Here is a 13,892-nt window from a genome sequence, read left to right as displayed (position 1 = left end):
GTGGTCGAGGGAATCAACAATAAACTTAAACTAATAAAACGGAGAGGCTATGGCTTTAGAAACTTTCGGAATTTTTGGGTTAGAAGTATGTTGTCTTGGCATCTTGTCTGTTGATTTAGCATAAAGGGTAACGAAGAGCCTAATTTAATTAGATAATTATATTATACCAATTCTCCAAAGTCTGACTACAGAAGTTTAATCCCCCTAAATCCCCCTTAAAAAGGGGAACTTAAAGGGGGATTTAAATTCGATGTGTAGTTTTCATTTAGAGAAATGGTATTAGATGCTATTCTGCCTAAAAGCCGGGGGAAGCTGTGGCGGATCCCTTGCCCTTTGATCGCTCGTTTTTTCTTGATGGTCGATTTTTTGCCTTGACTGCTATCATCAAGAGACCTCTTGCATAAATCCGAAAACAAACGATAGAAACAATAATGGGAGGGACTTTCAGTTAATTATTTATTAGTAGTTGATAATCTTCAAAAATGTTGCTGTACAAGGATCGACTTAAGACTTTTGCAAGAGGTCTAATTTCGCCGAAAAAATGGGTCATTTTTGCAAAACTTCACAAGGCTGCACCTGGTGACACGAACCTTCTGTTTACGCCGACACTTAGGTTGGTAGCCCATTTTGTTGTAGATCAGGTTTGTTCAGAACGCGAAGGCATTGACCAACTCTTGATTTTACCCAAAGTGACGGGCATCTGAAGCACTACATCCAAGGTAAATAGAAAAACCTTGCGTCCCCGACTACTCCTTTCTGGGTCAGAGAACTCTAGCTTGATATCCCAACAGTCACTGTTTCGCCGACAGAAGGGGCTTTTTTCGACTTCTATAGTGTCGAGTTGACGACGCTCGGCGATCGCTTTCGCAAAGACGGAAGCTGCTTGGAAGATGTTGGTGGCGGCGAAGTTGAGGGCGCGATTGCGCGAAGTCTGACCCACATTGCGTAGATCATTGTAGACTCGGTTGAGGAACGAAGTCAGAGCTTGTTGGATGAGGGGTGCTTGGGCTTCGTCCACCTGACGAGAGATCGCCACCATCGCCGCGTTGACCAGGGTATTCACTTTCCAGCCGTACATTCCTCGGATATCATGTACCTTCACGACGGGCACAACCTGACCAGAGAATAGTTCAACTGTGCGGTTAGTTTGTCGGGCGGGGATGCTAATTCGTTCTACAAATTCATCACTGCTTTCTTGTTCCAGTTGACCTACTAACATCAGCACAAACATCTCGTAGATCTGGTCTGAAAACGCTCCTGTTGGCTCTAGGACATAGATCGTGTCTCCATCCAGGCTCAACGTCCAGATCAACGAACGGCTTTCGTCTGGGTTGCGATCGAGGTGTTCAACCATCTGACGGGGATCGTAGGGGTCTGGCGGAACCAAGATGCTGTCCATTTCTACCGGAGCCATCCGTTCTTTGAAGGTATCAACACAGGTTTCATCGCCAAAGTCATAGCTCAAGGTTCCCAGAGCATAAACATGGCCCGAAAAAGCGGTACTAGCCTCCACCGTAGCCGGGTCAGCCGCCGCAGTTACCGCTACTTCGGCCGCCATTGGCGTAGCCGATTGCATTGTCATAGTAGAGTCTCCAACCGAACTTACTGCGATCGCAGTAATCCCAGCAGGAATACTCGACGTATCCCCTGCGATCGCCGTGCCATAGCCAGCCCATTCTGTGCGGGTCACTTGGTCGCCTGCAAAGGAAATGGTAACAGAAGGTTGTCCAAACAGCACCTTCATCGCCCCAGGGATATTCACAAAGCCGCGTAGACAGGGTTCTGGTTCTTCTACAACGTTTGGGTCACAGGGAATTGCCGTATTGAGCAGTGCAGTCCGCACGGCTTCAGCATCAACGGGTTTGCCCTGTTGCACTTGCAAACTCATTAACAGCGCCGCAATACCCGTCATCACCGGAGCCGCCATACTGGTTCCTGTCAAACGCACGGGTTTTTCAGTGCAAGGTTGCGCCCCTAAAATATCTTCACCGGGAGCAAGGATACCCTCTTCTCCATTATTGCCGCCCCAGTTACTAAAGTGGCAGGGCGTACCATCAACCTTTGCTGCTCCCACTGCCAAAGTTCCCGGCAGCACAGCAGGCATACACCAGCATTCGCCTAAATTGTTCCCCGTCGGCGAGACGATCAAGATATTGTTATCAATACATTTTTTAATCGCTTTAACTAGGATTTCTTCCCCTTCTCCGGTTTGGGTGGGGCGACAAAAAGCGCAGTGGATAACATTTGCACCCAACTCTATAGCTAACTCAAAGGCACGGGCTAAATTGAGGGGAGACAGCACCTCGTTATAGCCACTCAGAGCTATACCATTGTCGCTCGTAACTACGGCATCGTGAGGCATATTGATGACTCGGCAGTTGGGAGCAATGCCAAAAACAGGGCTATGTTCTTGACCCACGATGGTACTGGTGACATGACAAGCATGGTCATTGAGTTCAACACGATTTATGGTGTCGGGTATAGCACTTTCAAGTGCCTCTTGTTTCGCTTTGCCCTTTAGCCCCTGGTCTCGGATGGCTTGAAAGGTGGCGTAATCTTCTGGGCTGATTGGATCGGCTGGTTCATGCCAGTAGGGAAACACCTTAGAAACGTTGGCTCCAGCAAAACAGGATAATGTGTGGTCTGGGTTGCCATCTAGAATTACAATCGTGATCCGAGGATCGCCTAATGTTTGGTTGTGAAGTTCAGCCAGTCCGGGAATGCGATCGTCCAGGTCATGGGGATGGAGTGCGATCGATAGTTGGGTTGCAGAACTCTCAACTTCACTGGCCCAAACCCCTGCTGATTTTTCTCCCTCAGCGACACTGGATGAATCTGGAGTCTGGGCGATCGCATCTGAAGCCGTCAATTCAACAGCCTCAGCCTCCGTCTCTTCAACTTGCTCTGAGGTATTTTCAGGACTTTCTCCTATCTCAGCCGAGGCAATTTCTGCCACTGACCCAACTGACTCAAGCTGATTTCCCAATATTTCTGTTTGACCAGGCTCAGGTTCACCAGAATCAGGCTCAAGCTCCATTCCAGCCAATCCTGTGTCACTGGCTGAGACAGTTGCCTCAGCAGGTTCTTCTGAGCCATCCACCTCCATCGACTCCAGCCCACTTGCTTCAACATTGCTGTTAGGCAACGAGCCGAGCAGAAATTCCCCGACAGCCGACTCTTCCACATAATTTAAACCAACTGTTTGCCCAAAAGCATCGCTATCACCTCCCCCAATCGCGCAGGGAGCTAATCCCATATTCGTCGCCACTAGGTAGAGATTTTGCTGTAATACTCCAACGTGCTTCAGCACTAACGCATAAGCTACAGAGCGATATCTACGGAATAGTCTACCAAATCGGGCTGTAATTACTAGAAGTACCTGTGGTGTTCCTAATCCGTTTAATTTTAATAAGTCTAGCAGACCATAGCCTGATAGAGCAAAAATGTCGTCTTGGGTGACAATAACCTGCTCTAGCTGGTGATTTAGTGCGTCGTAGTGGTAGATTCCTTGACTCAAGCCTTCACAAAGCCGTACTACTGGGTAAATTTCTAATTCATACATTGTCCCACCACTCGGATAAGGGCGACGGCTTAACTCCCCATAGTCAATATCTGCTTCAAAACTTAATTGTTCCCGCCAATTTTTCCCAAACCAATCTTCTGCGGAAAGCAATTCCTTAATACGGGCAGTGCGATAAAGTAGCTCTCCCAGTTGTTCAATAGTGATCGGATGGTTATCATCATATTGCCTAACGGATTTCCGTGTCTCGATCGCTTCTGTGAGGGTAGCATCATTAGATATCAACGCCCCCAAGTTCGGACGTGGTAGTGGCACAATCTGGTCACTCATGGGAGGCTTCACGACTGGAAAATCTGACCACTGCTCTATATCATGGTCTATGGCGAGATAGTCGTGGCGACCGAAGCGACTGCGACTATGGAACAGCAGGTTATGGAAGTCCCAAAGCCGGAGGGAGGGGGGTTCGGGGTCAGCCGTCAGAAACCCCGTTGCCCACAGCAGGTTGAGAAACTGATAGGCGGTTTCTGCACCCAAGTACGGCGGTGGTGTCAGTGATCCTAAAGTTTGGGGCTGGGCCAGTTGAGCTAAGATCGCACTGGCTCGCCAGTCAAGGAGCTTGACCCGAAACTTCGACAGGGGGGACTCCAATACCATTGTGCCTTCATAGGGATGCTGATAGGCAAAACGGGAGAGGCTGAGGCGGGTTTGTGTCCAGTAGGGTTCGGTGAGATTCAACTCGGCGGAATCCACCATCGGAATCACCACTGCTAGGGGTAACACGGCATAACTCAACCAACCTCGCTCATCCAATTGTTGTAGCATCTGCCCAAACTGTTCCCCGGCTGCCTGACCCTCGAGTTCGGCTAACCCTTGCACGAGTAATTCAGGGGTGGTGTTGCCTGCCTTGAGACTATCAAGAGCCATACCCATTCCGGGCGTTGTGGCAACGGTTAGCCAAGCATTCGGCTCAGATTCTGCTCCGTGCAGGGTATAACCGTCTTTAGTGCTGGTGACTTGGACAGCAGGGTTAAGGGAAATAGCAAAAGGGCAATTGTTCATATTGATGGATAATGGAGAACGATGATTGGGCAGTGAATCAATGACAGCAGCGATCGGTGAAATTATCAGAAATGGAATCTTATTTGATGTTAAGAATTGGGGTGGTGTAATGTCAGAAAGTTCTGATTTTTTTCAGACTGTTGAACGATTATTTGACGCGCTTGCTGAACGAGAAATTCGTTATGTTCTCGTTGGCGGGGTAGCTCTACTCAGCTATGTGGAGGGTCGCAATACTCAAGATATTGACCTGATCCTGGCTCGTGCCGATCTTGACACTTTACCAGAGATTGGTATCCAGAGTGAAGATAAAAATTTTCTTCGGGGAAGATTTGATGGGTTACAAGTTGACGTATTGTTAACCCAAAATAAGCTCTTCCGAAAAATATCGCAAGAGTTTGTAGCAGAGCAGATCTTTGGAAACCGAAAAGTTCGATGTGTCACAGTGGTAGGACTCCTAATTTTAAAGTGTTATGCCTTGCCATCTCTCTATCGTCAAGGACAATTTAGCCGGGCCAGCATTTATGAAAATGATATCCTTTTACTGTTGTTAAACTATTCTGTTGATTTAGATATAGTTCTTGACATTTTATCAGACCATTTGTTAACAAGTGATTTAAACGAGGTACGGAGCATTTTAGCAGATATTCAAAGACGGATTCAACGATTTTCAATTCAGCAGGAAGCACTAGAAGAAGAGTAGGGAAAGAGAAGAGCAGTTTTGAAGACGTTATTGCTAAGGTTAGCCAAGTATTCGGCTCAGATTCTGCTCCGTGCAGGGTATAGCCATCTTTAGTGCTGGTGATTTGGACATCAGGGTTAAGGGAAATAGCAAAAGGACAATTGTTGATCATGATTAATAATAAGAAACGGTATTAAATAGGTGGAGCAATGAAAACAGCAATTGGTGAAATTTGTCTTAATTTTTATGGATTGCTTGAGTCATCCAAACTCCCAAATTGCTAAGGATCTCCCCAGATTTAACTGTGCATTTTTACCAAAAGTAAAAGTTTTTTCCTGCTGTAATTGCTCTTTGAGAGTGCAAACAACCTTGCAAATTCGATAACGGCGAGCAACTTTCTGGCATACTTTGATCATAAAATTATGGGAATGATAGGTAGTAATATCTCCTACGCTAGATGAGTCATAGCCAAAAGATTGAAGGAGTAATGCTAACTCCTCCTGTTCCGATAAAGTCAATTCAAGATGAACTTCTGATATGTCATCAAATAAACAGGTTTCGGAAGTATCAAGGGTTTTTAGATAAGCAGCACGGTTAAAGCAACCATCACTGGTAAGTTTGATGTTTTTATAATCTAAATAATCCTGATGAAATTCCATCAACCATGAAGCAAAAGCTTCTCTCTCTACTGGGTTGATGGACAAATAATAAAACCAGGGAACTTTTCCAGCTTCGGTTTGACGAACTTGCAAATCAGAAAGTATTTCTTTAGCTCCTAATAAGGGTCTAAGCTTTTCCTGTACAATATCCATCTCTCCTGCTTGTTGACTATTAAAACCAATACCAGAAAAACCTTCCCTCAACCCTTCAGCACCGCCGGGAGGAAAAAGCTCTAGATAGGAATGTTTTCCTCTGAGATAAATTCCCGTCCAACTTTCTGTATCAGTTTTTACAGTATCTCTGGATATTGTGCAGAATTCTTGGCTAATAAACTCTGATTTGGCAATTGAATCTAGGGTTTCTGCGTCGAGGGTAACATATAAATGGTTAAATTCTATTCCCATATTCTTAGGCAGTAAGCATAACTAAAGTAGAGACGGGGAGAGGGGGAGAAGACTAACTAAAATCTTCTCGTTTTTTAATATGCAACAAAGGTTTACATTCATCCCGTTGATTATAAAGAATACTAAAGTTTTCTAACCTGTCTTTTTCCAATTCCCGCTCTGTGACAGCTACTCCAGCATAAGTCATACAATCTTGACCCTGACAAAAGCTGTAGATTCTATCCCCTAAACTATTCAATAAGAAGTTCTTGGGTATCTCTTTAATATCCTCATAATGAAAGATTAGCGCAGGCTCTTTTTGGTTGGAAAAAGAAACTACCAAAAAAGTGGATTCTCTCAACAAATCATTGATCTTCTGGGAAAAATTATTCTGTACATACTGTTTCAAATATTTGCCTCGGTCTGAATTGGGGACTTCATATTGCTCTCCCGGACAAGCCGCCCATAACTCAAGATCGCTGTAGCCATTCAAGAAAAGATTAAACCCAATTACAATAGTGCTTTTAAGTAATACCTGTAGGAGTTCAGGTGAATAGCTACCCCCATCAAGTTGCAGTGCTGTTCTTACTAATTCTTCAGGCTCTTCTTCTGGGGCAAGATGCAGATATACTTTTATACAAGAATCCTCATTTCTCGGTCTTAGGTCAATTCCGACTGTGTTGTCCTGTATTTTATGGGAGTCCAGGTGTAATGTGGCAAACTGCTCCAGCAAATTACGATTGAGTCGAACACCTACTGTACTTTCAATTTTATCCATAAACTTGACCGCATGGGTCAAAGACATTGGCCAAGTACGTCCTTGATCATTACAAACCTGAAAATCAATGGCAAATAATTGATCTTTTTCCACATTACATTTAGATTCAACACCACAAGTTTCTTCTATGCCAAGGACGGCTTCTTCAAACAGCGAAAGCATAAAGGTTGGCTCCACATCGAAAGCCTCTTGATGATTACGCAAGAACTGAAGACGACGGGTTTTGAGATGATTACTTGTCAGCATAGAAGTTAGGGTCATTTTCAGTAGGTTTGTTGTTGGGTTTTAGTCCCTAGATCCGAGCGGGCTTTACTCCAACAACGGATCCACCGCTTTGCACCCAGTCAAAAGTATGATTGCTCAGGCAGAGAGCAAGGGGATTTCCTATACGAGTGCTGTGGCTGCGTAAGTCCTGCAAAATTTGGTACAATAAGAGCTTAAAAACCCCATTCAAAGAAAACGAGGTAGATGAGAAAAGCTTACCCAATCTAGGAAAAAGTTTGGAGTGCGACTCAACATCTTTAACCTCGTTTTCTCAAATAAACGAATACACTAAATCCGGTTGAGATAGGCTAATCAGTCAGATAGACCCTATTCTCACAGATTTGGTATAGGTTGTCCTTACGCTTCGTCACCATCGAAAGCGCACATACAAAAAGTGGCAGATGCTTCTGCACCATCGAAAGCGCACATACAAAAAGTAGCAGAGGCTTCTGCACCATCGAAAGCGCACATACAAAAAGTAGCAGAGGCTTCTGCACCGTCAAACGCGCAGATAGTAAAAGTAGCAGAGGCTTCAAGACCATTACCACCGAGAGCTTCCTCAGAGAGTTCAGCTAAGTGGCTGGGGAGTTTACCACTGATGCCACGGATGACAGGTGCGCCTTGGTTGGGCAGAAGGTTTTTCTTATCCATTGGAGTAATCCTCATGTTGTTGTTTGCTTTGTTAACCCGTTAGGGGTGGGTCAGTCCCCTTCTTCTTTGGGAAGAAGCTTGGTGGGGCAAGGATATGTAGAGAAATCTGTCGCCCCTAAACTTTAAAAAACTTAAAAGGGGATGTTGGTCTGGTTCAATTCCTCTTCAGCTAGTGGCGCATCGAGCCATCCCAGCTTTACGGGTATGTCATAGAGCCGTCCCTGACCAAACCGCGTCCAAAAAGTTCGCATTCCTGGGATAATCACCTTGACCACATTCAAACCGATGTCCGGTCGCGTTTGGTCTAAGACCATCACCTCTAGTCCTGCTGTTTGGGCAGTTTTGACACAATTCATCACATCGGTGTGAATATCATCACTCCAACGTTTCGGGTAATCACTGGCAGTTTTCATGGGCACAGAGGGATCGGGCGCTAACCAAGGATGATTTTCTACTGTTACATTCAGCATCCAGTCCTTGGACTCGCCATCAAGCTTATCGTCCGGTATTTTGTCTAACTCTAATCCCACTTGACTGACTTCAGTTAGGGCGCGGAGAATCGCAATAGTCGGATCGAGGTGCGCTCCGAAGCCGATGGAGATCCGTTCTGAAGTACCCACCGTGCGCCGTGAAAACCCTGCAAAAGCCGGAATCCCTAGATCAGCAGTTACATCCAACACCCATAACTCCCGATTTTGTTGCTGATAGAATTGCTGTAAATCAACAAAATAGGGTTCATCAAAGGTACTCAGATCTACGGCAGGACGGCGTATCCGGTTGTACCACCACATAGCGATACTGTCGCGCTCTACCAGTTCCAGAAATCCTTGCAGTATCGCCTCTTCTAAAGTATTACCCGCCGCATTTCCGTTAGAATCAGCCTTACAGAAGCGAGTTGCTTCCGGCTGAGGATAATTGTAGTAGCAAAAGGCCGTCGGGACATATTTATGCTTTTGCTCCGTTAATGACCATACAGGTGTCCAGTCGATCAGTTGACTAGCATCAAAACGGTGAGGAATCCAGCGATAAGCGGCGGCTGAACCCTGAGCATTTAACTCTTCCCGGTTGGCATATTGGGTGTCGCTAAAGTACAGCAATGACTCAGGATGTAAGGCTAAGTCTCCCAGTTCTGCCAAAGTGGCCTGCTTCCGTGGTTCATCCCCCTGAAAAATGCCCGAATAGCGTTCTATGGCTTCACATAAACCACTGGCACGGGATTGAATATCAGTTTTACCCTTACCAGAACTCTTGTATTTCAGAGTATTCCGTAAACCCCGCAGAGTTGTAGCACTGCCAAAGGCATGACCTGCCTTGTAGGTATGCACCAAAGGATTAGCCGGATCGGTGAGTCTGACCAGTTCTGTCACTACCCCAGTTATGGGGCTGACCAGATGTTGATATTTTTGTACGGTCTGCTCTGGAGTAAACGCACGATGACCGCCATCATGGGTAAAGTGTTTACGACGCGATACCAGTTTTACGGGTTCAAAGCCCTGCCGATGCAAAATCTGGCGATCGCCACAGGTTGAACATTGCGATCGCTTAATCAAGATATGGCTTTTCAAGTCCAAAATCGAGTGGTTTAAGGTGATAATCTTGCCATCGAGAGTGGGAAAGAACACAGTACCCGGTGCAGTGGCATTGACGTGGTGCTTGACAATGCACTTGGCAATTTCAGTTGCCGCGAACTGTAGCCCCGTTTGCAGGGTAGAAGGCAGGGTAGCCCGTGCGGTAGGCAGGCAACCGATTACAGAACCGGACTGACCATTACGTTGCTGCTGGGCTTGTTTTTGCTGCAACACCGATGCCTCCACTTCCCGGTTGCCCCGTAGCCGATGAGCTAGACAGTCCCAACACCCCGTCTTGCCCGGAACAAACACAGGCCCCAGCCACAGCACACTGCCTACAGGTTTGACCAGTAGCCAAGTTTGTTGACTCTCTAGTGCCTGTTTATTAATCTTGGCGAGTTCGGGCTGCAAATAGTCATCGGTTAAGACGACGTTGAGCGCCGTTGGAGAACCTGCTTCAGTTGAGGTCTGCACGGAAATACCAATGTCCCGCAGAGCCGTTGTCAGGGCTGCAACCGTCACTTCACTGATGTTGCCCACAGGGGTTAGGGTTACAGGCTGCCGCAAAGCTTCCGCCGCAACCGGAGGTGCAATCCCTAACTCGCTCCAAAATGCCGCCACTTCCGAGGACAGTTCCGGGGCTGCCTCAGTCAGATAACCTTTCTCAGCGAGGCGATCGAGTACATAGTCGATGTATTCTGATGGGACTTCCCCATCCAGTTTCTCGACAATCTGCTCACGGCTGTGTTGCCCATCCAAGAGGGGCAAAATCTGGCAGTAAAGCTGTCCAGTCAGGGCATAGTTAGCCTGTTCGCCAAGGAGATAGACTTGCTTTGGCTCGATCACCTCGACATGAAAGTGGGGTTGAATTTGGAGCAGTGGGGTGGATTGCATAGAACGAACAGTCAGTGATTAAGTGGACGATAACAAGACCAGCAGCAGCAGCTAGGGGTTAAGCCCAAATGCGACCGCGCCGGAAGGATTTAGGGTCTTTGTCTGATTTCTTGGCTTGATCCTTGACGTATTGGCACCAGTAGGAATAATCTTGCAGCCCGGTCTGGGAAGTGGGAACGTAAGACTTTTTGGGTTCAGGCGTTGTGATCGTCGTCGGTTCAGACTTGCTCGGTTCAGGCGGGGTCGGTTCAGGGTTAGAGGGGACTTCCGAGGATGTTGTTGTGGTTTTGTTCTTGCTCATAGTGTCCTTGTATGTTTAGGGTTGGCTGAGGGCGAGTGATTAGCAGCCCATTAATAGAATCCTGCCATACTGCCAAAACCGCCCCAGCCCTGGCTGGCTGAACTTTGGCTGGCACTAGAGTGCATCACTTGGTTGAAACTACGGTTGGCAAAGGCTGCAGGATCGTTATAGTTAGCGGCATGGAGCAGATCCATCCGAATATGCACCAAATCTTCGGGACGACCATTTTCTAGATCCACACACAGTGCTGGCTGGATGAAATGGGGACGTTCAATCGGGGGAGATAATAGAGGAAGTCGCATAGTTTAGGATTCTCCCTATGGAGAGTATTAATTAACTGAACACATCTGCATCTCCTAGTGAGAGTGGGGTCTAATATTGCACTCTCACTAAAATTGTGCGGCTCCTTAGTAGGGAGAAGACCAAGAACGAACTTCGCCGAGGGTGACAGGAATTAGGTCACTTACATCAATGGTAAAGCGGAAAATCTTCTTAGCCCGACGGCTGTTTTCCGGGTCGAAGAACTTCAGCTTCACATCCCAGCAGTCGCTATCGATCCGGCAGAAGGGGCTTTTCTCTACCGTAACGCTATCGAGTTCCATGCCAACGGCTACCGCTTGGCTGAAAGTTTGGGCGGCTTGGAAGGCGTTGGTGACGGCAAAGTTAAGGGCGCGGTCTTGGGAAGTGGTTCCCAAGTTGCGGAGGTCGTAGTAGATGCGGTTGAGGAAGCCATCCAAGGTTTTGCGAATCCGGTCTTCGTCAGCAGTGCCATCTTCAGCTTGTACCGCGTCCATCGCTGCGCTGACCAGGTTGTTGACTTTCCAACCGTAGAGACCACGGGTGCTTTGGGGTTCAATCACCGGGATGACTTGACCGGAGAAGAGTTTAACCTTACGTCCAGTTAAAATACCGGGGATACTTACCCGTTCAACATATTCGCCATCGTTTTCCGGTTGGATTTGACCCGCCAGGAGTTCTTGAAGGGCGCGGTAGGACTCGGCGGCGAAGGGGCCAGCCGGATCAATCGCATAAACCGGAGTCAGTTCAATGTTTAATGTCCAAATCAGCGATCGCGCCTCGGAGATGTTTTCCCCTAGATAGTCCACCATCTGACGGGCGTCGTAGGGGTTGGCGGGAACCATGAGTCCTCCACCTAAATCAAAGGGAGGCATGAGTTGTTTAAACGAGTCCCGACGGGCTTCAGTCCCGAAGTCATAACCAAGGGTTCCTAGAGCATAAACAAGCTGACCCATCTCGGCGAGTTCGCTAGGAGCTTGGCTGGCAGTAACGGAATTAGCAGTGAAGTTGGGCATAGTTGGTTGTTGAGTTACAGCAGTAGGGAATGATTGAATTAAGTTGTTTAAGTTGGGAGTGTCGCTGGGGACAGCCCCAGCCGATGGACTGGAAGCCACAGCAGTTAAGCTAGGAGCCGTTTGCTCTTGGGGGGTAGCACTCAACGTGCCTCCACAACCACAACCTGCTGCTGTTACTTCTGATGCCGCCACAGACGAAAATTCCTCAGACATTTTTTCTCCTTTTAGTAACGTGATTGCTCCAGAGACATTAAGTTTGCCCGCCAGACACCGCCGGCTTTCTTCTGGCAAGTCAAGTTCACAGGGTAAAGCACTCTGCAACAAAATTTGACGAATTTTTTGGGGGTCGGGGGAATCTCCCTGTTCCCGTTGAAGGCTGAGTAATACCCCAGCGACACCAGAAACGATAGGAGTGGCAAAACTGGTTCCACTTAATCGGTGGGTTCCCCCCCCAGCTTTGGCTCCCAGAATATCTTCCCCTGGAGCCAGGATGCCTTGAGTTTGGTAGGCTTCCCCCCAGTTGCTAAAGTCGAGGGGTTTCCCCTGGGCATCCATTGCCCCGACGGCCAGCACTGACGGTAAAGCTGCCGGAACGTGCAAACACTCGCAACCATTATTGCCTGCTGCTGCCACTAACAAGACGTTATTCTCTCGGCACAAACGAACAGCATTTTTTAACCAGCCATCGGACTCACCAAAGTCAGTGAGTTGACCCCCACTGAGGTTGATGATGTGGGCTCCGGCATGAACGGCTTGCTCGATTCCCCGAGCTAAATCTAGCTGGGAAGTTCGGCGACGGTCATCGGCAAAAATCGGTATGATAATGCCTTTGCATTGAGGTACGATTCCCTGAACGGGGCTACCGGGTTGCCCAAAGAGAATGCTGGCAACGTGAGTTCCGTGCATGGACATACTGCCATCAACTTTAGCGGCTTCTTGCACCAATGTGGGCAGATAGGTAAGGTTTGCGCCTTGGAAGCAAGGGTGAGCTTGATCAACAGGCCCATCCAAAACAGCCACACAAATACTGCTATCTCCTTGGGAAATAGTATGTAATCTATCTAGCATTTAAAGGTGTTATCATTTTTACTTATGTAGCCTAGATTCTTGACAAAATAATGGTACCTCAAAAATTGTGATTAAGGGGGTTCTGACATTTAAGCTAACCATAATTTTTATCAAACCATAGTTTAGTTGTAGTGGATTGTTTCAGCGAAATCAAAAGTTGCTCTAGCCCTTGTATAGTAAAACTTTTAGCGATTATTAAGAATTATGAAGTGTCACACTCTAGCCAGTGATCGCTGGCTTAATGAGAGTTTATCTCAATAATTTGGTATCAGAGCTATCAGATTTTTAGGGCTAATTGTGCATCTGCTGGGCAAACAAATTAGCCTGTAATTCAGAGCCGGCAATCGTTTTGACGATTTAGATAAAATTTTCAATGTGACACTTTAGGGTGCGGAATGTGGGTTATTGTTTCATGCCGATGGAATGGGGGGGTTCTCAACATTTTTCGCGGGTTAGACACAATGGCTGAAAATCTAGAGTTTTCGTTGAGGTGCGTCGATGCCTTGTCCAGCAAGGCTTTGATCCTTATGACCGAGGTAACTATTGAGAATTATTATTAATAGTGTCTATGCTTTTCAATATCCCGCGAAAAATCGTTGTACAATCCTGATACCTGAACTTACCCCATACATATATACTACAATAGCCGAAAACCCTTATCCATCAATGGATACGCCCCTTAACTTTTCTTAATGTACCCATGTAATTTGTAACATTTCTTAATGGACAAGAATTCTCTCTATTTGCTAGAATG

General features: G+C 46.9%; 10 protein-coding genes. 2 read left to right on the top strand and 8 right to left on the bottom strand.

Annotation, left to right across the window (positions count from 1 at the left end):
- Positions 1-114, top strand: a 114-nt coding sequence (locus IM507_RS01785) for a transposase (protein WP_130758671.1), incomplete at its 5' end; no start/stop codon positions are given.
- Positions 115-637: 523 nt separating this feature from the next.
- On the opposite strand, the gene IM507_RS01780 is transcribed toward IM507_RS01785, so the two are convergent.
- On the bottom strand, positions 638-4,579 hold the full coding sequence (locus IM507_RS01780; RefSeq protein WP_287636443.1) for a PatA/PatG family cyanobactin maturation protease: 3,942 nt from the start codon (positions 4,577-4,579) through the stop codon (positions 638-640).
- Positions 4,580-4,619: 40 nt separating this feature from the next.
- Here IM507_RS01780 and IM507_RS01775 point away from each other — a divergent pair, with 40 nt between their 5' ends.
- Positions 4,620-5,279, top strand: coding sequence for a nucleotidyltransferase family protein (locus IM507_RS01775; RefSeq protein ID WP_002734633.1), 660 nt, complete (start codon positions 4,620-4,622; stop codon positions 5,277-5,279).
- A 239-nt stretch (positions 5,280-5,518) separates the two neighbouring features.
- Here the strand turns inward: IM507_RS01775 and IM507_RS01770 are convergent, their stop codons facing one another.
- From IM507_RS01770 to IM507_RS01740, 7 genes are all read right to left on the bottom strand, one after another.
- Positions 5,519-6,322 carry a DUF5829 family protein gene (locus tag IM507_RS01770; RefSeq protein WP_069475629.1) on the bottom strand — a complete coding sequence of 268 codons (804 nt, stop codon included), beginning with the start codon at positions 6,320-6,322 and terminating at the stop codon, positions 5,519-5,521.
- Between the two features lie 52 nt (positions 6,323-6,374).
- Positions 6,375-7,340: a LynF/TruF/PatF family peptide O-prenyltransferase gene (locus IM507_RS01765; RefSeq protein WP_069475628.1), complete on the bottom strand. Its 966-nt coding sequence runs from the start codon at positions 7,338-7,340 to the stop codon at positions 6,375-6,377.
- A gap of 360 nt (positions 7,341-7,700) precedes the next feature.
- Positions 7,701-7,994, bottom strand: coding sequence for a microcyclamide/patellamide family RiPP (locus tag IM507_RS01760; protein WP_069475631.1), 294 nt, complete (start codon positions 7,992-7,994; stop codon positions 7,701-7,703).
- Between the two features lie 131 nt (positions 7,995-8,125).
- The gene (locus tag IM507_RS01755; RefSeq protein WP_287636442.1) at positions 8,126-10,456 is read right to left on the bottom strand and encodes a TOMM precursor leader peptide-binding protein; all 2,331 of its coding nucleotides are present in this window, start codon (positions 10,454-10,456) and stop codon (positions 8,126-8,128) included.
- A gap of 58 nt (positions 10,457-10,514) precedes the next feature.
- The gene (locus IM507_RS01750; protein ID WP_002781476.1) at positions 10,515-10,757 is read right to left on the bottom strand and encodes a cyanobactin biosynthesis PatC/TenC/TruC family protein; all 243 of its coding nucleotides are present in this window, start codon (positions 10,755-10,757) and stop codon (positions 10,515-10,517) included.
- Between the two features lie 50 nt (positions 10,758-10,807).
- Positions 10,808-11,059 carry a cyanobactin biosynthesis system PatB/AcyB/McaB family protein gene (locus IM507_RS01745; RefSeq protein ID WP_002796592.1) on the bottom strand — a complete coding sequence of 84 codons (252 nt, stop codon included), beginning with the start codon at positions 11,057-11,059 and terminating at the stop codon, positions 10,808-10,810.
- A gap of 105 nt (positions 11,060-11,164) precedes the next feature.
- Positions 11,165-13,138: a S8 family peptidase gene (locus IM507_RS01740; protein WP_190538217.1), complete on the bottom strand. Its 1,974-nt coding sequence runs from the start codon at positions 13,136-13,138 to the stop codon at positions 11,165-11,167.
- Positions 13,139-13,892: the final 754 nt, after the last annotated feature.

This window comes from Microcystis sp. M20BS1, assembly GCF_020245305.1.
Classification (GTDB): domain Bacteria; phylum Cyanobacteriota; class Cyanobacteriia; order Cyanobacteriales; family Microcystaceae; genus Microcystis; species Microcystis ichthyoblabe_A.
Note: the sequence above shows the minus strand (reverse complement) of the source record. Positions and strands in the feature narration are given on the sequence as shown.

Bases quoted from the DNA above. Each gene is read 5' to 3' on its own strand.
- IM507_RS01780 (WP_287636443.1), bottom strand. From the start codon at position 4,579: ATGAACAATTGCCCTTTTGCTATTTCCCTTAACCCTGCTGTCCAAGTC.
- IM507_RS01775 (WP_002734633.1), top strand. From the start codon at position 4,620: ATGACAGCAGCGATCGGTGAAATTATCAGAAATGGAATCTTATTTGAT.
- IM507_RS01770 (WP_069475629.1), bottom strand. From the start codon at position 6,322: ATGGGAATAGAATTTAACCATTTATATGTTACCCTCGACGCAGAAACC.
- IM507_RS01765 (WP_069475628.1), bottom strand. From the start codon at position 7,340: ATGACCCTAACTTCTATGCTGACAAGTAATCATCTCAAAACCCGTCGT.
- IM507_RS01760 (WP_069475631.1), bottom strand. From the start codon at position 7,994: ATGGATAAGAAAAACCTTCTGCCCAACCAAGGCGCACCTGTCATCCGT.
- IM507_RS01755 (WP_287636442.1), bottom strand. From the start codon at position 10,456: ATGCAATCCACCCCACTGCTCCAAATTCAACCCCACTTTCATGTCGAG.
- IM507_RS01750 (WP_002781476.1), bottom strand. From the start codon at position 10,757: ATGAGCAAGAACAAAACCACAACAACATCCTCGGAAGTCCCCTCTAAC.
- IM507_RS01745 (WP_002796592.1), bottom strand. From the start codon at position 11,059: ATGCGACTTCCTCTATTATCTCCCCCGATTGAACGTCCCCATTTCATC.
- IM507_RS01740 (WP_190538217.1), bottom strand. From the start codon at position 13,138: ATGCTAGATAGATTACATACTATTTCCCAAGGAGATAGCAGTATTTGT.